This window comes from Dactylosporangium sp. NPDC048998, assembly GCF_043197855.1.
Lineage (GTDB): Bacteria > Actinomycetota > Actinomycetes > Mycobacteriales > Micromonosporaceae > Dactylosporangium.
Map to the genome: position 1 here is coordinate 48,989 of NZ_JBICTV010000025.1, position 26,831 is coordinate 75,819.

The following is a 26,831-nucleotide window of genomic DNA, read 5'->3' on the forward strand; positions in this document are numbered from 1 at the left end:
GTTCGCCTCGCGGCTCGCATGTTCGGCTTCACTCCGTTTCGGGGCGCGCCTGGGCCGCGACGTGTTCGTCGAGGGTTTCCCGTTCGCGGGCCCAGGCCGCGTCGGTGTCGACGGGCCGGGCGACCCGCAGCATGCGCCGGACCGCCGCCGGGTCGAGGGCGGCGATGCGGCCCGCCAGGGTGTCGACGTGCCCGGTGAGCTCGGCGTCGGCGACCACCTCGCTGACCAGTCCCCGGCGCGCGGCCTCCTGCGCCGTCCACGTCTCGCCGGTGATGAGCAGGCGCCGGGCGGCGGCGGGGCCGACGGCGAGCGGCAGCAGGACGCTGGAGCCCCAGCCGGGGACCTGGCCGGCGGCGATGTGCCGGTCACCGACGCGCGCGCTGCCGGCAGCGACCGCGATGTCGCAGGCGAGGAGCAGTTCGAGCCCGCCGCCGAAGGCCGCCCCGTTGACGGCGGCGATGGTGGGTACCGCGGCCGCCCTGATCTGCCGCACGAGACGGCGGCCGCGGTCGAGGAAAGCCCGCAGCGCGGGCGGGTCGCCGAGCAGACCCGTGGCCTCCGTGAGGTCGGCGCCGGCGCAGAAGCTCCGGCCGGTTCCGGTGAGCACGAGCACCCGCACGCCGGGATCGGCCGCCCCGGCGAGCCACTCCTCGAGGCCGGCCATCACATCGGAGCCGCAGGCATTGCCGCGCCCGGCGCGGTCGATGCGGGCCCAGAGGGCGGGGCCCTGCCTGGTGAGGACGACGGGGCTCATGTCAGGCTCACGCAGAGCTTGCCGAACGCGGTCCCGGCGAGCATCCGTTCCGCCTGGGCGTGGATGTCGGCGAGGTCGACGGTGCTGTCGACGGCGGGCCGCACGTCGTGGGTCTCCACGAACTCGACCAGGGCCCTGAGCTCGTCGAGGGTGCCCATGGTGGATCCGTGGACGGCGACCTCCCGGGCGAACAGGCGCGGCAGGTCCAGGCTTGCCGTGAAGCCGCTCGTGCCGCCGCAGACGACGATGGCGCCGCCGGCCCGGGTCGAGCGCATCGAATGCTCGAAGGTCGCGGGGCCGACGGTCTCGATGACGATGTCGGCGAGCTCCGGCGTGCGCTCGCCGCTGTCGAGGGCGACGGCGGCGCCGAGGGCGAGCGCCCGTTCACGCTTCTGCGGGGAGCGGGACGTGACGATGACGGTGGCGCCGGCCGCCGCGGCGAGGCCGATGGCGGCGGTCGCGACTCCCCCGCCCGCGCCCTGGACGAGCACAATCTGCCCGGGTGCGACCGCGGTCTTGGTGAACAGCATGCGGTACGCGGTCAGCCAGGCGGTGGGAAGGCTCGCCGCCTCGTCCCAGCCCAGGTTGGCCGGCTTGGGCACGAGGTGGTCCGCCGGGACGGCGATGCGTTCGGCGAGGACCCCGTGGCCGGCGTCGGGGAGCAGGATCGCGTGGGTGACGGTGCGGCCGTTCGGTTCGGTGGGCAGCACCGGGTAGACGATGACGTCGCGGCCGCCGGCGACGCCCGCGGCGTCGCTGCCGATGACATGGGGCCCGCCGGGCGGCCGGCGCCCGGCGCCCCGCAGCGTCCAGATGTCGTGCATGTTGAGCGCGCCGGCCCGCACGTCGACGCTCACCCAGCCGGGCGGCGGGGCCGGGGTGTCGAGGTCCGCGACGCGGATGGCGCCGACCGGGTCGTCGGCGTCGGGTTCGGTGACGTAGGCGGCCCTCATGCGGACGTCGACGCCGCCCGCTCGGTGGGCCCGTTCCAGAACGCCACATCCGCGAGGTCGGCGCGGGCGGCTGGGCGGAAGTCGAGGCCCTTGGTGTACGCGACCGGCAGCAGCGTGACGGGCCGCCAGTCGTCGGGCAGGCCGAGCACCGCCTGGACCTTCCTGGCCTTGTGCGCCATGGCGGTGGCCATCACGGAGCCGAGGCCCCGGGAACGCAGCGCGAGCTGGAACGACCACGCGAACGGGAAGATCGACCCGTAGTAGCCGGACGCGGTGCCGCCGACGGCGCGCTCCGGTATGGGCTTGGTGCTGCAGAGGATGACGAGGACGGGGACCTCCTCGAGGTGGTCGACGAGGTACTTCACCGCCTTGAGGATCCGGGCCTGGCGCGCCTGGGACCGCGCGTCGGGGCGGACGGCCGGCGACAGGCGGGTGGTGGTCGCCGCCTCGCCGCCGGCGAGCGGGCGCTCGACGGTCTCGTACCAGACCTCGGTGTACAGCTCGGACAGCTTCCGCTTGAGCGCGGGGTCGTCGACCGCGACGATGCGCCAGTCCTCGAGGTTGGAGCCCATCGGCGCCTGCTGCGCGAGGCGCAGGCACTCCTCGACGACGGCGCGGTCGACGGGCCGGTCGAAGTCCATGCGGTTGCGCACCGCGCGGGTGGTCGTCAGGACCTCGTCGATGTCGGTGATCACTCGATCGGTCATGCGAAGTCCTCTCCGGTGAGGCGGTCGACGGGCTTGTCGTCGTAGGGGAACGGCGCTCCCCACCGGTCGAGGTAGGTGACGCTGTTGACGGGCCGGCGGGGCGCGACCCGGAAGTCCGTGCCCTGGGTGTAGGCGATCGGGAGCATCGTGATCTGCAGCGCGTGATCGGGGATGCCGAGCAGTTCGGCGGCGGCCGCGGCGTGGTGCAGGTGCAGGGTCGTGATGACGGTCCCGAGCCCGCGGGCCCGCAGGGCGAGGTTGAACTGCCAGATCGCCGGATAGAGCGACCCGTAGACGGCGGAGTTCGTGCCGGGCCCGCCCTTGGCGGGGTTGGGGCGGGTCGCGCACGGGATGACGAGGTACGGCGCGCGGCCGATGTTGCCGGCGAGGTGCTCGGCGCCGCTGAGGATGCGCGCGGTCCGGGCGCTGACGGCGCCGTGCTCGTCCACCCCGCCGAGGCGGCCCTTGACGATGCGGCTCTCAGCCCCCGCCGCGCTGTGCAGGGGCTTGTGGACGTACTCCACGTACGCGGCGTGGTAGAGCCTCGCGAGCTCGCCCTTGAGCGCGGGGTCGCTCACGACGACCCAGCGCCAGTCCTCGGCCGCGCCGCCGGTGGGCGCCTGCAGCGCGAGCTGGAGGCACTCGCCGACGACGCCGAGCGGCACCGGGCGGTCGTAGTCGAGCCGGAGCCGGACGGACCGGGTCGTCGTCAGGACGTGGTTGAGGTCGGTGAAGGGAGGGCTGTGCCCGCTCATGCGTCCTCCGCTTCGAAGCCCATGATGTCGGCGATGTGCAGGGTGTCGCAGTACTCGCGGACACCGGCGATGCCGCCGGGGCGGACGTCCACGATCCAGAGGTAGCGGTTCTGGTACCGGGACCCGTCGCCGAGGGTGGCGTCGCCGCTGGCCTCGATGGCGACGAGGGTGTCGTCGGCGACCCAGCGGTGCGCGGTCACGTCGACGGCGGCGGACCGGTACGCGCCGGTGGCCAGGCGCGCCCGCATCGCGTGGAGCTTCTCGGCCATGGGGACGGTGCCGTGGAACGGGCCGTTGGCACCGATGTCGCCCCTGCCGTGCGGGCGCCCGCGGTCGCGGTCGCGGCCGGAGTCGGTCCACCAGGTGGCGTCGGCGGTGAAGAGCGCGGCGAACGCGTCGATGTCGCCGCGGGCGAGGGCCGGCCACATCGCCAGGGACGACACGACCGAAGGGGGCGCGCCGGCGAGATCGGGCGCGGCCCGATCGGCCCGGCCGGCCCGGCCGTCAAGGCTGCTGCGCGGGACGGTCGCGCCACCGCCCACGACCTGCTGGGCGTGGATGGTGTCGAGGTACTCGCGCACCGAGACGACGGCCCCGGCCGCGTCGACGTCGAACACGAACCCGTAGCGGTTGGCGTACTCCAGCCCGGAGGCGTGCACGCCGAAGCCCTCGACCTCGATGACGCACACGTCGTCGTCGGCGATGACGCGGCGCGGAATCTGGCGGCAGCCGGTCGGGAACGCGTCCGGGCCGAGCGCCCGCATCAGCGCGAGCTTCTCGTCCATGCGCATCACGCCGTGCAGCGGGAAGCGGCCGCTGCCGTTCGGCGCGAGGTCCGGGTCGCCGCCGCGGCGGTCCGGTCCGCTGTCGACCCACCAGGTCGCACCGGGGGCGCACAGGCGGGCGAGGCCGCCGAGGCTTCCTCGGTCGAGCGCGGAGATGAAGTCCATTCCAGCCCGAACAGCGCGTGTCACACGGCCCCCTACATACCGACTGGAAGGTATTTACCACACGGGGCATGGGCGGCTCAAGGGCCATAACATACCGACCAGATGGTATTGTGTCCGGGCAGGTTCCGGACGAGGAGGTTGTCGTGTTCGAGGCGTTCCAGCTGCCCGAGGAGCACGCCGCAATTCGTGAGGCCGTTCGCGCGGTGTGTGACGGCAAGGTCGCGCCCAACGCTGCGGCCGCCGACGAGACCGGCGAGTTCCCCCAGACCTCCTACGACGCGCTGCGCGCATCCGACTTCCACGCGCCGCACATCCCCGTCGAATACGGCGGGGCCGGCGCCGACGCGCTCGCCACCGCAATCGTCATCGAGGAGGTCGCCCGGGCCTGCGCCTCCTCCTCACTCATCCCCGCGGTCAACAAGCTCGGCACGATGCCGCTGCTGCTGGCCGCCTCCGAGGAACTCAAGCGCCGCTACCTGACCCCGGTCGCGCGCGGCGAGGCGATGTTCTCGTACTGCCTGTCCGAGCCCGAGGCCGGCAGCGACGCGGCCGGCATGAAGACCCGCGCCGAGCGCGACGGCGACGCCTGGGTACTCAACGGCGTCAAGCGCTGGATCACCAACGCCGGCATCAGCGAGTACTACACCGTCTTCGCCGTCACCGACCCGGCCGCGCGCTCCCGCGGCATCTCCGCGTTCGTGGTCGAGCAGTCCGACCCAGGCGTCAGCTTCGGCGCGCCGGAGAAGAAGCTCGGCATCAAAGGCAGCCCCACCCGCGAGGTGTACCTCGACAACGTGCGCATCCCCGCGGACCGCATCATCGGCGAGCCCGGCACCGGCTTCGCCACGGCGATGCGCACCCTGGACCACACCCGGGTGACGATCGCGGCCCAGGCCCTCGGGATCGCGCAGGGCGCGCTCGACTTCGCGCTGGGTTACGTGCAGGAGCGCAAGCAGTTCGGCAAGGCCATCGCCGACTTCCAGGGCATCCAGTTCATGCTGGCCGACATGGGCATGAAACTGGAGGCGGCCCGCCAGCTCACCTACGCCGCCGCCGCCAAGTCCGAGCGGGGCGACACCGACCTCACCTACTTCGGCGCCGCCGCGAAGTGCTTCGCCTCGGACGCCGCGATGTCGATCACGACCGACGCGGTGCAACTGCTGGGCGGCTACGGCTACACGAAGGACTTCCCCCTGGAGCGCATGATGCGCGACGCGAAGATCACCCAGATCTACGAGGGCACCAACCAGGTCCAGCGCATCGTCATGGCCCGCCAGCTCCTCAACGACTGAGATGCAGAGTTCTCCCAGCTCAAAGGCCCTCTGATCGGCGGCCGACCCGGGATGACCGGCACCCACCGCTCGAACATCGAAGCCTTACGCCGGCGCCCCGCCCCGACCGGGCCGGGCAAGTAGCATGGAGACATGAGCGCGGAGGCAGTCGGCAGGCACATGCCTGCCGTTATCACGCTCGGTGACCTGGCAGCCATGATCTCCGCCGACACACACGGACGTCGGTATGAGACCAGTCCCGAGGGAGTGCTCTCCGTCGTGCCACCCCCCGACAGCGAGCACGCCGTTATTGCCACACGTCTGATGCTGTGGCTCGGTCTCGCGGGTTGGCCCGCGGAGCAGCTGATGCAGGCCGCCGGCATCCGTATTCCTGGTCCGGATGGCGACGGTGGCCGCATTCCGGACCTCACGGTCTGGTCGCGGCCCCAGCAGCATGCCGTATGGCTGACCGTGGCCGACCTGCTGCTCGTGGTCGAGATCATGTCACGCGGCTCCGAGGCGACCGACCGAGTCATCAAGGTCGACGAGTGTGCAGCGGCCGGAATCCCGCGGTACTGGACCGTCGCCCGAGATGCGGCGCAGACAGTGACCCTGTATGGACTCGGCCCCGCAGGCACCTACGAGCGAGCGGCGCAGATGCCCCTCGCGTGGCTGCTCCAAACGTCACCCGGAGATCACCTGCCCGACGCGTGAGGCTGGCGTGACGGCCACGCCAGCCTCGGGTGCATCATCGGTGATCTTCTTCAAGGTGTCCAGGTCGCGCTGGTACGCGTCAGTGATCTCCCGGTCGACATCGTCCCGACGCTTGGCGACGCACAGATCGCAGATACGTTGGGAGCCGGCCATCGAGTGGTCCCCCGGAATCACTCCCTCCGCGGCCTGCGTCGGTACCGGGCGGGTGATCATGCTGCTGCATCGCGCGCGGCGGGTGAATCTGCATGCTCGCAGGCGGCCATACCCCCAGCAACGTCCTCGCGGACGGGGTTACCACGCCAACGAGGCTGAACCGGCCGCCTGCGGTAGGTAGCCGATCGGATCGTCGAAGACGACATACCGCAAGAGGCCGCCGGCTCACAGATGCTGCTCGGTCCAGTACCGGTTGCGGTCGTTCTCGACCGATCGGAGGCCGCGCTGGAAGAATTGGACGCGCCGGTCATCGAGACGATACTCGGCCGTGGTCGGAAACCCGAGACGCTCGATGAGGTCCTCGGGCTCGGGGGAATCACCCGGAACGGCCAAGGCGTCGTGCGCCTCGGTCCGGAATACTGTCCCGCCCTCGAAGCGCTGATAGACCCCGCCCGCCGCGTCGACCTCACCCGAGGTGGGGAAACCCAGCCAGCCGGCCGTACCGCCCTCGCGTTCGTGCACGACGCCGATGCCTCCGGACACGGCGTGGGTGCCGAAGTCACGGTTTCCCGGCCGGTAGACGGTCGCATCACCGGCCTCCGGCCACGGCTGCCCCTCCGCCCGACAGTCCCAGCGCCCCTCGAACCGCTGCATCGTCCCCGTCGTGCCCCGCGGGGACTGCGGCGCGTCGCGCTCGGGGCCGACCGGGAAGCCGAGGGCGCCCTCGACGCCGCCGCGCTCCTCGTGGTATGCGGCGAGCTCGGAAAACACGGCGACGCCGCCGGTCTTCCAGCTCCAGTAGACGAGGCCGCCCTCAAAGTGCTGCCGCCAGCCGGCCACGCCGTCATCGCCGCGGGACGAGTTGACCCAGTTCTCGTCGCCCGTCGGGAACCCCAACTTGCTGCGAGGACCGCCGAGCAACTCGAAATGCTCGCCGACGCCGCCCCAGGTTTCGTGGGCGCCGTGCTCTGGCGACCAGTAGACGGCCGCGCCGCATCGGACGCCGAGCCGCTCGATCAGCTCCTGGCCGTAGTCCTGCTCGTCCTGGAAGCGCTGCAGCACCCTCTCGCCGACGATGCTGATCTCCTTCGTCACCGGGTATCCGAGGCGTCCGCCGATGCCGTCCTGCGCGTCGAAGTAGGCCCGGATCCCGTGCCACACGGGCTGGGCCCCGGTTGCCCGGGTCCAGTAGACCGCGCCGTAGTGCTCGTACTCCCGGACGAAACCCCTGCCGTCGTCCCAGCGCGACCGGCTGGGCACGACCCGCAGCGGGGACGCCGGTTTCCCCAGTGATCTCGCCTCGCGCGTCCCACACCCGTAGATCGCCTCGTCCGCGACGAGCGCCTCGCGCAGCAGCCCGGCGCACTCCACATCGGTCATCGCGCTGAGAATCGCATCGGTTACCGACGGACGCAGACGCGGGAAGGCGGCCACCGCCTGTGCGGCATCCAGCAGCGGCAGCACCTCCGCCGCCTCGGCCGGCGGCATCTCGTCCAGCTGCCGCGCCAGCTCTTCCGGATCTTCGATCGTCCCCAGCCTCTCGGCGACGTACCGCGCCCGCAACGACCCGGCGGCGGCGCCCACACGGTTCGGCTGTGAACGCGGCACCGGGTCCACCAGGAGCGCACCGAACGCCACCGGCAACTCGTTCTGCTCCGGTACCTCGGGCCCGATCCCGAAGCGGGCCTGCAGCCTGGTCGCGACCAGCGGGAGCCGGCTCGAACCGCCGACCAGGAAGATGCCGGCGAATTGCGACCCGCCGACGTCGAGCCCGGCGAGCGCCGCGCGGGTCCGCTCAACCGCCTGGTCGACGAGCGGACCGGCGACCCACTCCAGCTCTTCTCGCGTCAGGTGCAGCGGCTCGGCCAGGCCCGGAACGCGCACCGACGCCGATGTCGTACGGGACAGCATCTCCTTCGTCTTCCTGACCTCGGCCAGGAACTCCAGCTGTTCGCTGCCCGCCCGGCACAGCCGACCCCACACCGCCGGCCATCGCTGCTCGATCAGCTTGCCGAGATGGCGGCGCAACGCCTCATCGATGTCGACCCCGCCGAGGTCGTCGCGACCGCCCAACCACACGGTGTCGAGGCCCTGGCCCGTGCGCCGCACGACGCTGACGTCGAGGGTGCCGCCGCCGAAGTCGAACACCGCCAACGCGCCGCTCTCGGGCAACGAGGTCACCTTGCAGCAGTACCGCGCCGCCGCCACCGGCTCGGGCACGAGTTCGACGGCGCCGAGACCGGCCTTGCTGGCCGCTTCGGCAAGGATCACACGGCGCTGAGGGCCCCAATTGGCCGGGTAAGTCAGCACGGTGACCCCGGCCGGGTCCACGCCGGCGAGCCGGGACTCCTCCGCGACTCGCCGCATCGGCGCGGCCAGCAGATCGACGACAGGCACCTCGTCCTCACCGAGCAGAACGGTTCCGTCGTCGATCCGGCGCTTGGGATGCGGCTCGAACCGCGCGAACCGCTTCGGGTCGCTCCGGGCCTCGTGCTGCGCGTCCCGCCCGACGAGCAGGCTGCCGTCGGTACGGGCGAACACGGACGACGGCAGCAGCGGCGTGCCGTCGAACAGCAGCGCCCGCGGCGCCTGATCACCGCGCTGGACCACGGCGACGGTGTTACTGGTACCGAAATCGACCGCGAGCTGCTTCACACCCCGGGATGCTACGGGCCGAGCCTCGTCGATGCCGGACAGCTCGGCCGTCGGGTCGACCCTCTACACGTCACGGGCCAGCCGCCGATACCTGCGGCGGTGCCTCCCTTCTGTAGGGTCGCATGCCAGGCGGCACCGGAGCCGACGTTCCGAGCGATGGGAGAGCAGGGCCATGTGGGCCGATCTGTGGCACATAGACATCCCGGTCCTTGAGAAAGTGCTGCGCACCGTGCTGGTCTACGGGGGTTTGGCGGTGCTCCTGCGCGTCGGCGGCAAGCGGGAGCTCGCCCAGCTCAACAGCTTCGACCTCGTGGTGATGCTGTTGCTGTCGAACGTTGTGCAGAACGCGATCATCGGCAACGACAACAGCCTGTCCGGCGGTCTGCTCGGCGCGGTCGTCCTCATCGCGATCAACGCCGCGATGGTGCGGTTGGTCAACCGGCGTCCCCGGCTGACCCGAATCTTCGAGGGAAGGCAGACCGTCCTCGTCACTGACGGCCGGGTCGATCACAAGGCACTACACCGAATCGGCATACGCCACTCCGACCTCGCGGCGGCCCTGCGCCGCCAAGGCGCCAGCGACGTGCACGAGGTCAAGAGAGCCACGCTCGCTCCCGGTGGCGCGATCGTGGTCACGCTCACCGAGGAGGCGCAGGACATCACCCGCCGAGATCTCCGCCGCGAACACGTGGCCCTCCTCAACAGCATCCGCGCGGAGATCCAGGACGCCGTCGCCGGACTCGAAGCACGCCTCACCGACCGTTCGGCACAGTTGACCGCTGCGGTCTCCGGCGCCGACCGCAGCGGCGACGACAGCGGCGACCGCGACGCCGGCCCTGTCGTGCGGTCCCCCTCAGCGTCGCCGCCCTCCGCCGACATGGCGTAGTGGCACACGGCAGGTGTGCCGCGAGCGCGGGCCCGGGGGCCTGGGCAGTGCAACGGCTGAGCCGCTCGCCCGGATCAGGTGTACAGGCCCTCGAGCACCATCGCGCTGAACTGGCGTGCCACCTCGTCGACGCTGAGCGGGCCGCCGACGTTGAACCACTGGTAGGCCCAGGCGCACATGCCGACGAGACCGAACGTGGCGATGCGGGGGTCGACGTCCGCGCGGAACGCCCCGCGGGCGACGCCGTCCTGGATCATCCCGGCGAAGGCCGCCTCCACCAGGTCGCGCTTGCGGGTCACCTCGGCGAACAGGTCTCCGGTGAGGTACCGCCGCTCCTGGTAGAAGATCGTCACGTGCGCCCGGTACTCGGCCACGCTGGTGAGGCTGAACCGGATGAGCTCGGCCACCCGGACCTTCGGATCGTCGCTGCCGGCCTCGATCTTCTGGATCGCGGCGAGCTGTGCCTCCAGGTACTCCTCCTGGATGTGGCGCAGCAGGTCGTCCTTGCTCTCGAAGTGGTGGTAGAAAGCGCCCTTGGTGAGGTGGGCCTGGTCGGCGATCTCCTGCACCGACGTGCGGTCGAAGCCGCGCCGCTCGAACAGCTCCAGCGCGCTCGTGATCAGCGACTTGCGCGTGTTCTCCGGGTCGTAGCCGTCGGGCCAGCGCTGCCGGCGCCGGGTCGACTCCGGCCGGGTGGACGTCGCACGAGCCATCTGTGGCCTCCCATCCCATTCATAGCCCCATTAGCCTACCGTCCGGTCGGAAGGATTGCTCCGGAACCCCGCCGGACAGCCCGCGCTCAAGGAGCTTCCCGGACAGATTACGGGGTCGGACCGCATCGCGACGACCCGCCGCGAACCGCTCGCCGGGGTTCACGGCGGTCGATCGGTCCATCGACGCGCGACGGTGGTGGCCTGCCCGGCCCGCGGGGGACCGGCCGCGTCAGGTCTCGACGACGATGTTCGCCGGACGCAGACCGGCCGAGAGGCGTTCGATCTGGGTGCGGATGACGCGGCGCATGCGCGGCGCCATGGCGTCGGTGTGCCCGCCGACGTGCGGCGTGATGAGCACGTTGGGCGCCGACCACAGCGGGTGATCCGACGGCAGCGGCTCGGGGTCGGTGACGTCGAGCGCCAGGTGCAGGCGGCCCTTCGCCGCGTGGGCGACCAGCGCGGCGGTGTCGGCGACCGGCCCCCGGGCGACGTTGACGAGCAGCGCGCCGTCCTTCATGGCGGCCAGGAAGTCGTGCGAGACGAGCCCGCGGGTCTGCGCCGTCAGCGGTACCGCCACCACGACCACGTCGGCGGTGGGCAGCAGCCCGGGCAGCTCGGCGGTCGCGTGGACCGGGCCGTGCGCATCCCGCCGGGCGGTCCGGGCCACGCGGACCAGGTCGACCTCGAAGGGCTCCAGCCGGATCCGCAGCTGCTCGCCGACGCCGCCGACGCCGAGCAGCAGCACGCGCGAGCCGGCGAGGCCGGGCTGGCGGCTGTGCGCCCAGCGGTGCTCCAGCTGGGCGCCGCCGAACCCCGGAAAGCCGCGGCGGACGGCGATGATCATCCCGACCGCCAGCTCGGCGGTCGACGCCTCGTGGACGTCGGGGGCGTTGCAGTACACGAAACCGGGCGGCAGCCGGTCGGCCACCCCGTCGTAGCCGAGGGTCTGGCTCTGCACCACCGGTGCGATGCCGGCGGGTAGCCGGCGCAGCTCGTCGGCCGGGATCATGTACGGCAGCACGAGCAGATCGAACGGGACGACCGGCGGCGGCCGCCCGATCGTCCAGACGCTGAGCCGGGCGCCGGTGTCGGCGAGCTGGGTGACGAGGCCCTCGTCGGGCACGGCGACATGAAGCACCGCCTCAGGCTACGCAGTGCGGGCCAAGACCCGGAAAGGCCCGGGAAGGCCCGGAAAGGCCCGGAAAAGTGATCACGATTACCAAACGCCAGGCGGTGGAAGAAGCGGACGGCGCGGGGGCTTGTCCATGGTCGTGGCCGAGACTGTGACGACCCCGCCCGACGACCGCCTCTCCCCCGGCGACCTGCTGCCCGCCGGCCGCCGGTTCCGGCTCGTGCTCCTGCTCGGCTTTCTCACCGCGCTGGGGCCGCTGACCATCGACATGTACCTGCCGTCGCTACCGACGATCACCAGTGATCTGCACGCCTCGGCCGCGGCCGTCCAGCTCACCCTGACCGGCACCCTGGCCGGTCTCGCGCTCGGGCAGCTGCTGGTCGGGCCGCTGTCGGACGCGCTCGGGCGGCGGCTGCCGCTCCTGGCCGGCATCGGCGTGCACGTGGTGGCGTCGGTACTCTGCGTGTTCGCCCCCAACCTGGCCGTGCTCGGCACGCTGCGGGTGCTGCAGGGCCTCGGCGCGGCGGCCGCCTCCGTGGTGGCGACGGCCGTCGTGCGGGACCTGTTCAGCGGGCTCGCCGCGGCCCGGCTCTTCTCCCGGCTGATGCTCGTGGTGGGCGTGGCCCCGATCCTGGCCCCGACCATCGGCGGGCTGGTGCTGCGCCTGACGCAGTGGCGCGGCGTGTTCGTGGTGCTCTCCGTCGCCGGCCTGGCGATCATGGCGGCGACCGCGCTGGCACTGCCCGAGACGCTGCCGCGACAGCGGCGCCGCGGCGGCGGTGTGGCCGGCACGGCGCGGGATTACGCGCGGCTGTTCACCGACCGCGTCTACGTGGGGCTGATCGTCGTCGCCGGCCTGGCGATGGTCGCGCTCATCGCGTACGTGAGCGGTTCGAGCTTCGTGTTCCAGGACGGCTACGGCATGAGCCAGCAGCAGTTCGCCCTGGTCTTCGCGGCCGGCGCGGTCGGGCTGATCGGGGCCAGCCAGCTCAATGTGCGGCTGCTGCGCCGGTGGACGCCGCAGCGGATCCTCTCGGGCGCGCTGCTGGCCGGGGTGGCGGCCGGCGGGGTACTGCTGCTGCTCGCGGCGACCGGGGTGGGCGGCCTGGCCGGTGTGCTGGTGCCGCTCTGGACGGTGCTCGCGACGGTCGGCCTCGCCATGCCGAACGCCCCGGCCATCGCCCTGTCCCGGCACGGCGAGGTGGCCGGCACGGCCGCCGCCCTGCTCGGGGCGGTCCAGTTCGGGTTGGGCGCGCTCGCCGCGCCGCTGGTGGGCGTGCTCGGCGTGGGCGCGGTCGCGATGGCGATCGTGGTCTTCGGCGGCATGGCCGCCGCGACGCTGACGCTGTGGCTGGTGGTCCGCCCGCGGCGCCTGCCGGCGGAGGTCGTCGAGACGGCGGTCGCCGTCGCACACTGACGCGGACCCTGCCGCCGCCCGGCTGCTGTTCTTCCCGCGACGATCATTCCTCGGCGAACGGGTGGAGGTATCCTCTGACTCATGCGTAACTGCGCATGAGTCAAACCACGTCGAGAGGGGTCGGCAGCATGCACGAGACGCATGACCACGACGGCCATGCGGGGCACGGCCACGGTGTCTCGGCGGACGCGGACCGGCGCTGGCTGAGCCTGGCCCTCGCGCTCGTCGCGGCGTTCATGGCCGGCGAGGTCGTCGTCGGGCTCGTCGCCCGCTCCCTGGCCCTGCTCTCGGACGCCGCGCACATGCTCACCGACGCCGGCGCGATCGTGCTGGCGCTGGTGGCGATGCGCCTCGCGGCGCGGCCGCCGAAGGGTGGGTACACCTTCGGGCTGAAGCGCGCCGAGATCCTCTCCGCCCAGGCCAACGGGCTCACGATGCTCATCCTCGCCGTCTGGCTCGGCATTGAGGCCGTGCGGCGGCTCATCCACCCGCCGGCCGTCGCCGGCGGGCTGGTGCTGGTCACCGCGCTGGCCGGGATCGCGGTCAACCTCGTCGCGGCGTGGGCGATGTCCCGGGCCAACCGGTCCAGCCTCAACGTGCAGGGCGCGTTCCAGCACATCCTCAACGACCTGTTCGCGTTCATCGCGACCGCGGTCGCCGGCGTGGTCATGGTGACGACCGGGTTCACCCGCGCCGACCCGATCGCCACCCTGGTCGTCGTCGCCCTCATGGTCAAGGCCGGGGTCGAGCTCGTGCGCGCCTCCGGCCGCATCTTCCTGGAGGCGGCCCCGGCCGGGGTCGACCCGCCCGCGCTGGGCTCGCGGCTGGCCGGGCTGCCCGGCGTCGTGGAGGTGCACGACCTGCACGTCTGGGAGATCACCTCCGGCCAGCCGGCGATGTCCGCCCACGTGCTGGTCGCCGAGGGGCGCGACTGCCACGCCGTCCGGGTCGTGATCGAGGAGCTGCTGCGCCGGGAGTACCGCATCACGCACAGCACCCTCCAGGTCGACCACGCCGGCGCCGAGACGATCACGCCTGACGGCGACGGGCCCGGCCGCGATGCCCGGGACGCCCACTGCGCCGACCCGCACGGCGCCTCCTACCGGCCGCCGACCCCCGCGTTCTGAGCGCATCCACCCCGAAATCCGCCCAGAATCCGCCCGGAATCCGCCCGGAATCTCCTGCGACGATCGCGCCGGGACGCGGGCGGTTCTTGGCAGACTGTGGCGGTGACGGCTCCGAGCTTTCAGGACCTGCTCTCCGCGTACGACCGGCGGACCGGCCGCCCCGCCGGGCGCCACGAGCAGCTCGCCGGCACCGACGGCCGGCTGGCGTACAACCCGTGCCTGATCGAGGAGCCCGGCGGGGCCCTGCTGGCCGTCCGCGTCGAGTCGCCGGGCAGCTACTGGCGGGACCGGACGTCGTGGGACCCGCAGGTCCGGTTCTTCACGCGGGCCGGCGAGCGGTGGGTGCCCGCCCCGGGCACGCCCGTGTTCGACGCCGCCGAGGATCCCTTCGCGGCCTGGATGCGCGACGCGCACGGTCGTCGCCGGCTCGTGTTCGGCGTGGTGACACTGGACCACTCCGGCACACCGCCGGTGCCGGTCACCCAATTCTTCGTCGCGCCGGACGTGCGGGGGCTGGACCCGCGGGCGCCGTTCCTGGCGGTACCGGGGATGAAGGACATCCGGCTGCTGCAGCGCGACGGCGGCGTGGTCGTGTGCGGCCGGCCCCAGGGCGGCCGGGCCGGGATCGGGCGGATCAGCATCGCGGTGACCGAGTCGTTCGAGACCGTGACCCGGGAGCTGATCGAGGGTGCGCACGTCTTCGCCGACCAGGTCGCACCCGGCACGAAGCTCGGCGTCAACGAGCTCTTCGACCTGGGTGGCACGGTCGGCGTCCTCGGGCACGTCGCGGTCGGCGAGGAGGGTTCGACGCAGCGGTACGCGGCGGCGTGGTGGACCATCGACCCGGCTGGGAGACCTCTGCCGGCCACCAGCGCCCCGGAGGTGATCGCGACGCGCGCGGACTTCCCGCCCGGGCCGGCCAAGTTCCCGGCCGTCGCCGACGTGGTCTTCCCCGGCTCGCTTGAGCGACTGCCCGACGGGCGGCGGCGCATGCTCTGCGGCCTCGGCGACGCCTCCGTCGGCTCGGCGATCCTGCCCGCCGGCCCCTTCTGAACATCGGCACGGTTCCGCCATCCGGCTGTGTGCAGGGCGCCGTCCGACGCCGGTATGAGCCCGCGGGCGGTCCGGTCCTGCCGCCCGCGCCTTAGGAATCGCTGTGGTCCAGGTTAAGAGATCTTGAGCGAGGCCCACTTCCTCCAGCTCGTCGGGTACCGTGCGCGGGGCACTCGGCCGGTAGGGTGCGGACGAGTTCCGGTGCGGGCGCCCGCGGCGAAGACGCCGGCCGGGCCGCGGAACCGCCATCGAGGAGGGGCAAGGACATGACGCAGAGCGGGATGCGACAGTACGACGAACGCATGGCAGGCGGCCCCCAGATCCTCAACGCGCCCGTCGAGGCGGCCAGCCCGATGGACCAGCACAAGGCGCTGCAGGTCCTGACGATGGCGCAGCGCACGGCCGAGGAGCACATCGAAGGGGCCCGGCGCGAGGCGGACCGCATTCACGCCGAGGCGCACGCCGCGGCGACGCAGATCGTCTCGCAGGCGCAGGCGCAGGCGGACTCGCTGCGCGACGAGGCCGAGCAGATCATCAACCGGGCGCGCGCGTCGGCGATGAAAGTCGCCCGCGAGGCCGAGGCGTTCGCCGCCGAGACCGAGCGCAACGCCAACGAGGTCCTGGCCGAGGCGCAGGGCCGCGCGGAGGACATCGTCCGGGAGGCGCAGGCCAACGCGTACGACATCAAGGAGCGCGCCGAGCAGATCTACGAGGACGTCGTCGGCGGGCTGACGTCCAAGCGGCAGGCGCTGCAGCAGCAGATCGAGTCGCTGGAGCGGTTCGACCACGAGTACCGGGCCAGCCTCACCACGTTCATGCAGCAGCAGATGCGTGCGCTCTGGGTGGGCCAGCCGCAGTTGGCGACGGAATTCCAGGACGCCGGCGCGGTGGCCGGCGAGCTGCTGCCCGCGGCGCGGCACGACCACCACCAGAACCACGACCAGAACCACGAACCGGAGGACGAGCCGGAGCCGCAGCCGGCCGGGTGAGCCCGGCCGGCTGCGGCTCGGCCGGTGTTCCGCGGCCACTGAGCGGCCACTGAGCGGCAACTGACCGGACGCGGGAACCGGGCGCTCGCGCGGGGACTCTCGACGGTGTGAGACTGCTGCCGATCCTGGGCCCGCCCGCCGCCGTCCTGATGCTCGCCGCGTGCACGGCGGGCGGCACGGCCACGCCGCCGCGATCCTCGCCGTCCGCCGCGCCGGCGGTGCTGGCTCAGCCGGCTCATTCGGCTCAGACGGCCTGCGGGTCGCCGGTCGAGACCGGGCCGCTGCCCGAGTGGGCGCGGGGCGGGTTCTCCGACGGCGGCCAGTGGCCGTACGTCATGGGCGACGGCGGCGCCGTCCTCGCCGTGCTGTTCGTCCGGCCGCTCGCCGTCACCCGGACGGACGGAGCCAACAACAAGATCCTCTGGGTGGCCCGGGACCCGTTCCCGCCGGGCGATCTCGTGATCGACGCCGCGCTCGGCGGCTCGGGCGAGACCGCGCGCCGCAGCGTTCCCGGCGGGCCCGGGCCGTCGATCGTCGACCTGCCGCGGCCCGGGTGCTGGCGGCTGACGCTCACCTGGCCGGGCCACACGGACACCCTGGACCTGACGTACGAGTGACGGCGGGTCTCAGCGCGGGTGCTCGTCCAGGACGCGCAGGTGTTCGTCGAGGCGGCCGGCGGCGGTGAGCATGGCCCGCGCCCGGGCGGCGTGCCGCTGCCGCCAGGCGTGCAGCGAGCCGGCAAGGGGCTCGGCGCCGCCGGCCGCGCGGACCTGCCGCACCACGGTGGCGATGTGGCCGAGCAGGTAGCCGCCGCGCCTGAGCAGATGGGCCAGCTCGGCGTCGCGGACGTCGTCGGCGCGGTACACCCGCTGGCGCGTGGCCGGGTCGCGCTGCGGCGCGAGGATGCCGGCCCGTTCCCACTTGCGCAGGGTCGCCGGCTGCACGCCGATGCGGTGGGCGAGGGCGCCGATCGGCAGTGCCTGCTGCGGCGGGCTCGGGGCCGGCGGCCCGGCGAGGACGTGGACGGCCGCCTCGACCGCGTCGAGCGTCTCCCGGTCGCGCAGCAGCTGGGCGTGGCCGTGGTCGATCGCGCGCAGGGCGGCGTCGAGGTCGCCGCCGGCGACGGCGCGCATGATCTCGGCGCCGGCCGCGTATCCGTGCGCCGGGACGAGCGCGAGGTAGGCCCGCAGCGCGGAGGCATGGACCGCCGTGTACCGCCGGTAGCCGCTCGGCGTGCGCTCGGCCGGTGGGATCACGCCGTCGCGCTCGTAGTTGCGCACCGTCTGCGGTGAGATGCCGTGCTCCCGCGCGAGGTCGACCGGGCGGTGTCCCGCGGTTTGAGGCTTCACGCCGGGCTCCAGGGTCTGATCGCCGCAAAAGCTTCACAAGCAGGTTCAACGATACGGTAAAGGTCATGACTGCTGCTGAGGTACGACTGCATGACGGGGACACCATCGCCGTGGAGGTGCGGGGCGAGGGGCCCGCGGTGCTGCTGCCGGTCAACCCCCGGCCGGTCGAGGGGCCGCAGGCCGACGAGATGCGCCGGTGGGGCGCCGACCCGGCCCTGGGCCGCACCCTCGTCGACGGGCTCAGCGACGCGTTCCGGGTCGTGGCGTTCGACTACGAGGGCCACCTCCTGCGGGCGCCGAAGCCGGGGACGCTGACGCCGGACAACGTCGCCGCCGACGTGCTGGCCGTGGCCGATGCGGCCGGGGCCGGCCGGTTCGCCTACTACGGGTACTCCTGGCTCGCGCTCGCCGGGCTGCAGCTCGCCGTGCGGACCGACCGGCTCACCGCCCTCGCGATGGGCGGCTACCCACCCCTCGGCGGGCCCTACGCCGAGATGCTCAAGGTCACGGCGGCGGCCCACGCGGCCGCGACGGCCAACGCCGCCGCGCCCCCGCGCCCTCGGGCCGAGCCGCCCGTGGAGGCGCCCGTGGCGCCCTCCGGCGAGCCGGACTGGTCGCAGGCCGAGATGACGCTGTCGGAGGCGCAGACGGGCCAGTTCGTCACGCTGTACGAGGCGCTGCGGGACTTCGACGAGCGGGCCGCCCTGGCGCGCATCGGCTGCCCCCGGCTGTGCTTCGCAGGCTCCGCGGACGAGATCGACTACGAGGAGCGCTGGGGCGGCGTCCGCGTCAACATGACCGGGCCACTCGTCGACCGGCGCGCCGAGCTCGAGGCGCTCGGCTGGCGGGTCCGCGTCCTGGACGGGCTGGACCACATGGGGGCCATGCAGGCCGCCGCCGTCCTGCCGATCCTGCGCCCCTGGCTGGCCGGCGAGCTTCGCTGACCGCGCGGCCGCTGCACCCGCGTTACTCGCGCCAGCCGGACAGCTCGATGCCCTTGCCGGTGTCGACGCGGTATCCGAACCGCAGCGCCTGCGTCTGCCCCTCCGCCAGCAGCAGCCGCCAGGTGAGCACGCCCAGGTCGGTGCGCTCGGCCGGCGCCGGCTCGACGACCGTCTCCCGGACGGTGATCGCCTCGTGGCGGGCGACCGGCAGCTGGTCGAGCACCGTGATGCGCACCGGCCGGCCCGTGTAGTTGCCGATCCTGGTGTGGTACTCGACCTCGCGGCGGCGGCTCGAACCCAGCGTCGCCTTGGTGGCGGTGCGGCGGGCCAGCTCGCGCTCGACGCGGATCCGGTCGTCCAGGCCCAGCGCCAGCTCCAGCTCCTCGCCCGGCGCCCACGTCTGCAGCCCGGTGCGGCTGACGAAGTCGGCCTCGTGGAACACCGCCGCCGTCCCGGGCGGCAGCGTGTGCTGCGACGTGTTCGTCACCACGGCGCGCACGTGGACGTCGGTCGAGCGGGCCGGCGCGGTGACGTGGTCCAGCCGGGCGGCGAGGTCGAACACCGCGATCGTGGCCCGGGCCGTGGTGCCGTCGGCGGGCACCGCGACCGCGCGCGCCGGGCGGTACGTCGCCGCGACGGGCCCCTCCTCGACCCGCGCCTGGGCCAGCTCGATCGGGGCGCCCTCGTCGAGCATCGCCGTCGCCGCGACCGGCGCCGCCATCCCGGGGGCCGCGGGCGGCGGGCCGCCGTAGCCGCCGAAGGACCGCGGCGGGGCCGGCGGCGGCAGCGCTTCCAGATACCACGGCTGCAGCTCGGGGATCGCGACCACGCCCGACGGGCGGGCGGTCGACAGCGCCAGCTCGCACTCCGGCCAGTCCTCGCCGGTGCGCTGCTCCACCAGGCCGAACCAGGTCACCTCCAGAGTCTCACCGGTCAGCCGGACGTCGTAGGTGGACCGCCAGCCGGCCTCCGGGACCTGGTAGGAGACGTCGAGCTCGACCGGGCCCGGCGCCGACACGGCGAGCGTGACGACGGCGTAGCGCGCGTCGGGTTCGCGCTTGCCGGACAGGTCGCGCAGCTGCCGGTCCAGCGCGGCGATGCGGTCGGTCACCTCGGTGCGGCGCCGCTGCAGCTCCCGGATGCCGGCCAGCACGGAGGTCAGCTCGCCGCCCATCGTGGCGGTGAACGCCGCGACCGCGTCGGGAGCCGCCTCGCCGGAGGCCAGCGCCCGCGCGTAGGCGCCGCTGGCCCGCTCGCCCAGCGTGGTCAGGAACGCCTGGCGCTGCCGCAGTACCGTCTCCGCGTCGTCGATCTCGGCCGACTCGGCGGCGAGGCCGCGCCGCTCCTGCCGCACCGCCGTCACCGCGGCGTCGGACGGCTCGGCGCGGCGGCGCAGCGCGACGTCCACGCCGAGGACCGTGGCCGGGCCGCGCCCGCTGACCCGGATCGAGTCGCCGTCCAGGCTCAGCGGCAGCGGCCCCACCTCGACGACCTGGTCGCCGGCGTCGAGGGTGGCCCGGCCGCGGCGGGTGACCCGCGCCTGCGTGGGGTAGACGGTGACCGCGACGATCCCGGCGTCGATCGAGTTCTGCACAATCCGCACCGTAGCAGCCCGCGCACAGTCTCCGGGCGGACCTGATCGGCCGTGATCAGCCGAGGTGCGGCACACTGGCCCCGACACATGCGGGTGCTTACGGCGATCTATCCTTGCCAGCCCGCGAGGGCCTCCCTGGGCTGACCGCCGTGGTCCCGACGAGCCGCAACGTTCGAGGTGCCCACCAGCTCCGTCGCCGACACGTGGGGCCGCCGCGTGTCCTACCCTGCTCGGGGGCTGCACCCTCACGGTCACGACCCTGCTGTACTGGCTGGACTGGCGCATGCACGCGGGCGTCCTGGCGTGGGCGGGCGTGTCGTTCCTGCTCGCCGCCGGCTTCACGTTCTTCTCGGGCGCGACCGACGCCTGGCTCGTCGACGCGCTGCACTTCCTGCGCTATGCGGGCCGGCTGGAGGACGTGTTCGCGCGGGCGCAGGTGTTCGCCGGGATCGGCACCATGACACCGGGGCCGGTCGGCGGGATCTCGCCGCGGGCCAGCGGCTCGACCGTGATGCCGTAGTCGGCGCGCAGCGCCCGGGTCGCGGGCCGGATGATCTCGCGGCGCGCCCACTCGCCGTGCGGCGACGCCGGGTTGATGACGTAGTAGCACCGCACGTCGGTCACTCCGGGCTTGTGGCGGTAGTCGTGCGCCCGCGATCACTCCACGAGAATGCCCATTGTGACCACGCGGTCACTCTACCGCATCGACGCGCCGCCGCTGTCCGGCGATCCAAGGCGATCCAAGGTGATCGACCGTTGACGAATTGACGAAATATCTGCAACCTTAGATTTCACGTCCGCAAGAAGTTGGCAACCTTTTGCAACTTCGCGGCAGGCGCACCGCCGACCGCCTGCCATCGACCGGCGACCCGCGCTGTCGTCCGAACGGAGCAACGACACCCCATGAGATCAAAGCTGCTCGCCGGCGCCCTGACGGTCATCCTGGCCGTCGCCGGCGCCGCCGCCTCGTCCGCACCCGCCCACGCCGCCGGTGGGCCCAACCTCGCCCTGGGCAAGACCGTCACCGCCAGCGGCGCCAACGGCCAGTACGTGGCCGCCAACGTCAACGACGGCAACCAGGGCACCTACTGGGAGAGCCCGAACAACGCCTTCCCGCAGTGGATCCAGCTCGACCTGGGCAGCGCCACCAGCATTGACCAGGTGGTGCTCAAGCTGCCCGCCGGCTGGGGCGCCCGCACCCAGAACCTGAGCGTCCGCGGCGGCACCGACGGCACTAACTGGACGGACCTGTCGGCACCGTACGGCGCCGTCTTCGATCCCGCCAACGGCAACACCGTGGTCGTGAACTTCACCGCGACGACGGTGCGGTACGTGCGGGTCAACATCACCGCGAACACCGCCTGGCCCGCCGCGCAGCTGTCCGAGCTGGAGGTGTACGGGGCCGGCGGGACGAACACCGGGCCGAACCTGGCCGCCGGGCGCCCGGCGAGCGCCAGCAGCAGCGTCGGCGGCTACCCCGCCGGCAACACGGTCGACAGCAACCAGGGCACCTACTGGGAGAGCAACGGCGGCGCGTTCCCGCAGTGGCTGCAGGTCGACCTCGGCGCGTCGCGGCAGGTGAACCGGGTCGTGGTCAAGCTGCCGACCGGCTGGGGCGCGCGCAACCAGACCTTCGCCGTGCGCGGCAGCACCGACGGCACGAACTTCACCGACCTCGTCGCGTCGGCGCAGTACGCGTTCAACCCGGCCGCCGCGAACACGGTCACCATCGGGGTCACCCCGGCGACCGCGCGGTACGTCCGGCTGAACTTCACCGCCAACAGCGTGCAGAACGCCGGGCAGGTCGCCGAGCTGGAGGTGTACGGCACCAACGTCGACCCGCCGCAGCCGCCGACCGCGCCGGGCAACCTGGCCTTCACCGAGCCCACGCCGGGGCAGATCACGCTGACCTGGACCGCGTCCACGTCGAGCCAGGGCATCGCCGGCTACACCGTCTACGCCGACGGCACCGCCCGCACAACCGTCGCCGGCACGGTGCTGACCTGGACCGACACCCAGCCGACCACCGCCACGGTCACCTACTGGGTGCGCGCCCGCGACAACGCCGGCAACGAGTCCGCCGACAGCAACCACGTGACCCGCACCGGCACCACCCCGCCGAGCGGCACGAACCTGGCGCCGGGCAAGGCGATCGAGGCGTCGTCGTCGGTGTTCACGTTCGCGGCGGCCAACGCCAACGACGGCAACGTGGGCACGTACTGGGAGTCCAACGGCTTCACCTCGACGCTGACGCTGCACCTCGGCGCCAACGCCGACCTCACCTCGCTGGCGGTGAAGCTCAACCCGGACACGGCCTGGGGCCCGCGCACACAGAACTTCGCCGTGCTCGGCCGCGAGCAATCCGCCACCGGGTTCACCACGCTCACGGCGCGCGCGGACTACGCGTTCAGCCCGTCGGGCAACCAGAACACCGTCACGATCCCGGTCAGCGGCCGGGTCGCCGACGTACAGCTGCAGTTCTTCTCGAACACCGGCGCGCCCGGCGGGCAGGTGGCCGAGCTGCAGGTGTTCGGCACCATGGCGCCCAACCCCGACCTCGTGGTCACCGGGCTCAGCTGGACGCCGACGTCGGTGAACGAGAGCACCCCGATCACCCTGTCCGCGACGGTGCGCAACAGCGGTACCGCCGCATCCCCGGCGACCAGCGTGAACTTCGCCCTGGGCGGCGCGGTCGCGGGCAGCGCCGCGGTCGGGGCGCTGCAGCCAGGCGCGTCCACCACCGTCACGTTCGACGCCGGCACGCGCCCGATCGGCTCGTACCCGGTCACCGCCACCGTCAACCCGGCAAAGACCGTCATCGAGCAGAACTACGACAACAACACGTTCACCGCCGCGAGCCCGCTCGTGGTGGCCCAGGCGCCCGGCCCGGACCTGCAGGTGCTGTCCATCACCACCAACCCGGCCAGCCCGGCCGTCGGCGCGGCGGTCTCCTTCACCGTGGCCGTGAACAACCGCGGCACCACCGCGGTCACCGTCACCACGGTCACCCGGGTGACCGTCGGCGGCACCACGCTCAACGCGAACACCGGGCCGATCGGCGCCGGGCAGACGGTCAACGTCGCGATCCCCGGCACCTGGACCGCGGTCGCGGGCGGGGCCACCATCGTGGCCACCGCCGACGCCACCAACGTGGTCGCGGAGACCAACGAGAACAACAACTCCCTGTCACAGTCCATCGTGGTCGGTCGCGGCGCCGCGGTGCCGTACACCGAGTACGAGGCCGAGAACGGCACCTACAACGGCACGCTGCTGACCGCCGATCCGCTGCGCACGTTCGGGCACACCAACTTCGCCACCGAGTCGTCGGGGCGTAAGTCGGTGCGGCTGGACACCGCCGGGCAGTACGTCGAGTTCACCTCGACCAACCAGGCCAACTCCATCGTGGTGCGCAACTCGGTGCCCGACTCGCCCTCCGGCGGCGGGCAGGACTACACGATCAGCCTGTACGCCGACAACGTCTTCGTGCAGAAGCTGACCCTCTCCTCGCACTTCAGCTGGCTGTACGGCAACAGCGACGACACCGAGTCGCTGTCCAACACCCCGGGCGGGGACGCGCGCCGGCTCTTCGACGAGTCGCACGCGCTGCTCTCGCGCAGCTACCCGGTCGGCACGAAGTTCAAGCTGCAGCGCGACGCCGGGGACAGTGCCGCGTTCTACGTCATCGACCTCATCGACCTGGAGCAGGTCGCTCCGCCGCTGACCCAGCCGGCCGGCTGCACCTCGATCACGCAGTACGGCGCGATCCCGGACGACGGCAAGGACGACACGGCGGCGATCCAGCAGGCGGTGATGGACAACCAGAACGGCGTCATCTCCTGCGTGTGGATCCCGGCCGGGCAGTGGCGGCAGGAGCAGAAGATCCTGACCCCGGACCCGGCCCGCGGCCAGTACAACCAGAAGGGCATCCGCAACGTCGTCATCAAGGGCGCCGGCATGTGGTACTCCCAGCTGTACACGACCACCGAGCCGCAGAAGGTGGTCGGCAACATCAACCACCCGCACGAGGGCAACGTCGGCTTCGACATCGACGACAACGTCCAGATCTCCGACATCGCCATCTTCGGCGGCACCACCAACCGCAAGGACCGCGGCCACGGGCTCAACGGCCGGTTCGGCAAGAACACGAAGATCAGCAACGTGTGGATCGAGCACACCAACGTCGGCGCCTGGGTCGGCCGCGACTACAGCGACACGCCCGCCTACTGGAACCCCGCCGACGGCCTGCAGTTCACCGGGATGCGCATCCGCGACACCTACGCCGACGGCATCAACTTCGCCAACGGCTCGCGCAACTCGACGGTGTTCAACTCCTCGTTCCGCACCACCGGCGACGACTCCCTCGCGGTGTGGTCGAGCACGTACGTCAAGGACCAGTCCGTGGACGTCGGCCACGACAACCACTTCACGAACAACACGGTGCAGCTGCCCTGGCGGGCCAACGGCATCGCGGTCTACGGCGGCTACGGCAACGTCATCGAGAACAACCTGATCTCCGACACGATGAACTACCCCGGCATCATGCTCGCCACCGACCACTCCCCCATCGCGTTCTCCGGCACGACGACGATCGCCAACAACGGCCTGTACCGCTGCGGCGGCGTGTTCTGGGGCGAGCAGCAAAAGTTCGGCGCGATCACCCTGTTCGCGCCGTCGAGCGACATTGTCGGGGTCACCATCCGCGACACCGACATCTCCGACTCCACCTACGACGGCATCCAGTTCAAGGCGGGCAGCGGCCAGTACCCGAACGTCGCCATCACCAACGTCCGCATCGACAAGTCGAACAACGGCGCCGGCATCCTGGCCATGGGCAGCGCCCGGGGCAGCGCCACGCTGACCAACGTCACCATCACCAACTCGGCAACCGGCAGCGTCGTCAAGGAACCGGGCTCCCAGTTCGTGTTCAACGGGACCCCGAACTGACCTCACGAACAGCGGCGGGGGTCCCGATCGACTCGGGGCCCCCGCTCCGCGTCGAGCCGCGCGCCGAAAGCATTTCGACGGCCGCAATGCCTGATTCCTGGAACATAGTGTCACAACATTGACGTCCATCGCATCGACTGGGCACCATCTCCGAAATGGTTTTCGGCCGGAAGACCCGATCCGAGGACGTGAGAAATGAACCGTCATGCCCGCCCGCCACGGGCCGCCGCCGCCCTGCTCGCGGCCGTGCTCCTGCCACTGGCGTTCGTGGCGTCGCCGGCGGCCGCCGCGCCGGTGACGTTCAGCAGCAGCGCCGCCCTGCAGGCCGGGACGACCTGCATCGACGTGCCAAACAGCGGCTCCACCAACGCCCTGCGGCTGGTCGCGTACACCTGCCACAACGCGGCCAATGAAACGTTCACGTTCACCCCGGTCACCGGGGTGGCGAACACGTACACCATCGGCACCCTGACCGCCGGCTCGTGCATCGACGTGACCGGGCAGTCCACGGCCGACAACGCGGCCGTCATCCAGTACACCTGCAACGGCCAGAACAACCAGCGCTTCCGGCTGCAGGCCGTCACGGTCGCCGGCGCGAGCAACACCTTCAACCTCGTGGCCGTGCACTCCGGCAAGTGCGTCGCGCCCGCCGGGGACAGCACCGCGGCCAACGCCAACCTGGTGCAGCTGCCGTGCACGAGCGCGCTGACCCGCGTGTGGCGGCTCCCCGCGTACAACCCGGGCAGCGGCGGCGGATCGGGCGGCACCTTCACCAACCCGCTGGACCCGCAGGGCCCGGACCCGTGGCTGACGTACTACAACGGCTACTACTACCTCGCCGCCACCACGTGGAACCGCACGATCACGATGCGGAAGTCGGCGACGCTGGGCGGCCTGGCCACCGCGCCGGAGACCGTCATCTTCAACCTGACCCGCCCCAACGGGGCCGGCACCATGTGGGCGCCCGAGTTCCACCTGCTGGACGGCCCCAACGGCAAGCGGTGGTACCTGTACTACGTCGCCGGCGCCGAGCCGTACAACCTGGGCACCCAGCGGATCCACGTGCTGGAGAGCGCCGGGCTCGACCCGATGGGCCCCTACGCGTTCAAGGCCGACATGCTCGATCCGACCCAGGACAACACCTGGGAGCTGGACCCGACGATCCTGCAGCTCAACGGGCAACTGTACCTGCTCGGCACGTACTACAACGGCTCGCAGCCGATGTTCATCCGGCCGCTGTCCAACCCGTGGACGGCGAGCGGCACCCGGCGGCTGCTGTCCACCCCGACGTACAGCTGGGAGACGGTGGGCGGCGCGGTCAACGAGGCGCCCGAGGTGATCACGCACGGCGGCAAGACGTTCATCGTGTTCTCCGCCAGCCACTGCTCCACGCCCGACTACAAGCTCGGCATGCTCACCTACAACGGCGGCGACCCGCTCAGCTCGTCGTCGTGGGTGAAGTCCTCGACGCCGGTGTTCCAGCGCTCCAACGCCAACGGCGTCTACGGCCCGGGCCACAACGGGTTTTTCAAGTCGCCGGACGGCACCGAGGACTGGATGGTTTACCACGCCAACAGCTCGGCGAGCGGCGGCTGCGACATGAACCGCAGCACCCGCGCGCAGAAGATCACTTGGAACGCCGACGGTACCCCGAACCTCGGCGTGCCGGCCGCGCTCGGCACGCCGCTGGCGGTGCCGTCCGGCGAGCCGGCCTGACGGCGACCGCTGCCCCGTCGCCGCGGCGGGCCGGTTCCCCACCGGCCCGCCGCGG

General features: G+C 72.3%; 23 protein-coding genes. 12 read left to right on the forward strand and 11 right to left on the reverse strand.

Annotation, left to right across the window (positions count from 1 at the left end):
- Positions 1-28: 28 nt before the first annotated feature.
- Genes ACGFI8_RS36195 through ACGFI8_RS36215 form a run of 5 tightly spaced genes read right to left on the reverse strand, consistent with a single transcriptional unit; the run spans position 29 to position 4,143 of the window.
- On the reverse strand, positions 29-754 hold the full coding sequence (locus ACGFI8_RS36195) for an enoyl-CoA hydratase/isomerase family protein (RefSeq protein WP_392811537.1): 726 nt from the start codon (positions 752-754) through the stop codon (positions 29-31).
- Entirely contained in the window at positions 751-1,707 is a 957-nt protein-coding gene (locus ACGFI8_RS36200; protein ID WP_392811539.1) for a zinc-binding dehydrogenase, read from the reverse strand. The genes ACGFI8_RS36195 and ACGFI8_RS36200 overlap by 4 nt, the downstream gene beginning before the upstream one ends.
- Entirely contained in the window at positions 1,704-2,414 is a 711-nt protein-coding gene (locus tag ACGFI8_RS36205) for a nitroreductase family protein (RefSeq protein ID WP_392811541.1), read from the reverse strand. The genes ACGFI8_RS36200 and ACGFI8_RS36205 overlap by 4 nt, the downstream gene beginning before the upstream one ends.
- On the reverse strand, positions 2,411-3,169 hold the full coding sequence (locus ACGFI8_RS36210; protein WP_392811543.1) for a nitroreductase family protein: 759 nt from the start codon (positions 3,167-3,169) through the stop codon (positions 2,411-2,413). Before ACGFI8_RS36210 ends, ACGFI8_RS36205 begins: the two co-directional genes overlap by 4 nt.
- Complete coding sequence (locus ACGFI8_RS36215) at positions 3,166-4,143, reverse strand: nuclear transport factor 2 family protein (RefSeq protein WP_392811545.1); 978 nt, start codon at positions 4,141-4,143, stop codon at positions 3,166-3,168. The genes ACGFI8_RS36210 and ACGFI8_RS36215 overlap by 4 nt, the downstream gene beginning before the upstream one ends.
- A gap of 119 nt (positions 4,144-4,262) precedes the next feature.
- Here ACGFI8_RS36215 and ACGFI8_RS36220 point away from each other — a divergent pair, with 119 nt between their 5' ends.
- Both ACGFI8_RS36220 and ACGFI8_RS36225 read left to right on the forward strand, forming a co-directional pair.
- Positions 4,263-5,411: an acyl-CoA dehydrogenase family protein gene (locus ACGFI8_RS36220; protein WP_392811663.1), complete on the forward strand. Its 1,149-nt coding sequence runs from the start codon at positions 4,263-4,265 to the stop codon at positions 5,409-5,411.
- 132 nt (positions 5,412-5,543) lie between these two features.
- Positions 5,544-6,104: a Uma2 family endonuclease gene (locus ACGFI8_RS36225; protein ID WP_392811546.1), complete on the forward strand. Its 561-nt coding sequence runs from the start codon at positions 5,544-5,546 to the stop codon at positions 6,102-6,104.
- On the opposite strand, the gene ACGFI8_RS36230 is transcribed toward ACGFI8_RS36225, so the two are convergent.
- A complete protein-coding gene (locus ACGFI8_RS36230; RefSeq protein WP_392811548.1) occupies positions 6,075-6,317 on the reverse strand; it encodes a hypothetical protein in 243 nt (80 codons plus the stop codon). The two genes, ACGFI8_RS36225 and ACGFI8_RS36230, sit on opposite strands and share 30 nt — an antisense overlap.
- A gap of 165 nt (positions 6,318-6,482) precedes the next feature.
- Positions 6,483-8,912, reverse strand: a complete 2,430-nt coding sequence (locus ACGFI8_RS36235; protein ID WP_392811550.1) for an Hsp70 family protein — start codon at positions 8,910-8,912, stop codon at positions 6,483-6,485.
- 172 nt (positions 8,913-9,084) lie between these two features.
- Here ACGFI8_RS36235 and ACGFI8_RS36240 point away from each other — a divergent pair, with 172 nt between their 5' ends.
- Positions 9,085-9,798: a DUF421 domain-containing protein gene (locus tag ACGFI8_RS36240; RefSeq protein WP_392811552.1), complete on the forward strand. Its 714-nt coding sequence runs from the start codon at positions 9,085-9,087 to the stop codon at positions 9,796-9,798.
- Between the two features lie 74 nt (positions 9,799-9,872).
- On the opposite strand, the gene ACGFI8_RS36245 is transcribed toward ACGFI8_RS36240, so the two are convergent.
- Positions 9,873-10,511 (reverse strand): TetR/AcrR family transcriptional regulator, encoded by a 639-nt coding sequence (locus ACGFI8_RS36245; protein WP_392811554.1) that lies wholly within the window; start codon positions 10,509-10,511, stop codon positions 9,873-9,875.
- Positions 10,512-10,740: 229 nt separating this feature from the next.
- Positions 10,741-11,649, reverse strand: a complete 909-nt coding sequence (locus ACGFI8_RS36250; RefSeq protein ID WP_392811556.1) for a 2-hydroxyacid dehydrogenase — start codon at positions 11,647-11,649, stop codon at positions 10,741-10,743.
- 127 nt (positions 11,650-11,776) lie between these two features.
- Between ACGFI8_RS36250 and ACGFI8_RS36255 the strand changes: the two genes are divergently transcribed.
- The 5 genes from ACGFI8_RS36255 (at position 11,777) to ACGFI8_RS36275 (ending at position 16,846) form a co-directional block, all read left to right on the forward strand.
- Positions 11,777-13,060, forward strand: a complete 1,284-nt coding sequence (locus tag ACGFI8_RS36255; protein ID WP_392811665.1) for a multidrug effflux MFS transporter — start codon at positions 11,777-11,779, stop codon at positions 13,058-13,060.
- Positions 13,061-13,188: 128 nt separating this feature from the next.
- Entirely contained in the window at positions 13,189-14,187 is a 999-nt protein-coding gene (locus ACGFI8_RS36260; protein ID WP_392811557.1) for a cation diffusion facilitator family transporter, read from the forward strand.
- A 102-nt stretch (positions 14,188-14,289) separates the two neighbouring features.
- Positions 14,290-15,240: a DUF1861 family protein gene (locus ACGFI8_RS36265; protein ID WP_392811559.1), complete on the forward strand. Its 951-nt coding sequence runs from the start codon at positions 14,290-14,292 to the stop codon at positions 15,238-15,240.
- Between the two features lie 266 nt (positions 15,241-15,506).
- Positions 15,507-16,229, forward strand: coding sequence for a hypothetical protein (locus ACGFI8_RS36270; RefSeq protein ID WP_392811561.1), 723 nt, complete (start codon positions 15,507-15,509; stop codon positions 16,227-16,229).
- Between the two features lie 107 nt (positions 16,230-16,336).
- Positions 16,337-16,846, forward strand: a complete 510-nt coding sequence (locus tag ACGFI8_RS36275; protein WP_392811563.1) for a hypothetical protein — start codon at positions 16,337-16,339, stop codon at positions 16,844-16,846.
- A 9-nt stretch (positions 16,847-16,855) separates the two neighbouring features.
- Here ACGFI8_RS36275 and ACGFI8_RS36280 read toward each other — a convergent pair whose 3' ends face one another.
- Positions 16,856-17,578 (reverse strand): MerR family DNA-binding transcriptional regulator, encoded by a 723-nt coding sequence (locus ACGFI8_RS36280; protein WP_392811565.1) that lies wholly within the window; start codon positions 17,576-17,578, stop codon positions 16,856-16,858.
- A gap of 65 nt (positions 17,579-17,643) precedes the next feature.
- Here ACGFI8_RS36280 and ACGFI8_RS36285 point away from each other — a divergent pair, with 65 nt between their 5' ends.
- Positions 17,644-18,522 carry an alpha/beta fold hydrolase gene (locus ACGFI8_RS36285; protein ID WP_392811567.1) on the forward strand — a complete coding sequence of 293 codons (879 nt, stop codon included), beginning with the start codon at positions 17,644-17,646 and terminating at the stop codon, positions 18,520-18,522.
- 22 nt (positions 18,523-18,544) lie between these two features.
- On the opposite strand, the gene ACGFI8_RS36290 is transcribed toward ACGFI8_RS36285, so the two are convergent.
- A complete protein-coding gene (locus ACGFI8_RS36290; RefSeq protein ID WP_392811569.1) occupies positions 18,545-20,116 on the reverse strand; it encodes a mucoidy inhibitor MuiA family protein in 1,572 nt (523 codons plus the stop codon).
- A 283-nt stretch (positions 20,117-20,399) separates the two neighbouring features.
- Between ACGFI8_RS36290 and ACGFI8_RS36295 the strand changes: the two genes are divergently transcribed.
- The 3 genes from ACGFI8_RS36295 (at position 20,400) to ACGFI8_RS36305 (ending at position 26,776) form a co-directional block, all read left to right on the forward strand.
- Positions 20,400-20,636, forward strand: coding sequence for a hypothetical protein (locus ACGFI8_RS36295; RefSeq protein WP_392811571.1), 237 nt, complete (start codon positions 20,400-20,402; stop codon positions 20,634-20,636).
- 383 nt (positions 20,637-21,019) lie between these two features.
- Positions 21,020-25,060 carry a discoidin domain-containing protein gene (locus ACGFI8_RS36300; RefSeq protein WP_392811573.1) on the forward strand — a complete coding sequence of 1,347 codons (4,041 nt, stop codon included), beginning with the start codon at positions 21,020-21,022 and terminating at the stop codon, positions 25,058-25,060.
- A gap of 195 nt (positions 25,061-25,255) precedes the next feature.
- Positions 25,256-26,776: a family 43 glycosylhydrolase gene (locus ACGFI8_RS36305; protein WP_392811574.1), complete on the forward strand. Its 1,521-nt coding sequence runs from the start codon at positions 25,256-25,258 to the stop codon at positions 26,774-26,776.
- The last annotated feature ends 55 nt before the right edge of the window (positions 26,777-26,831 follow it).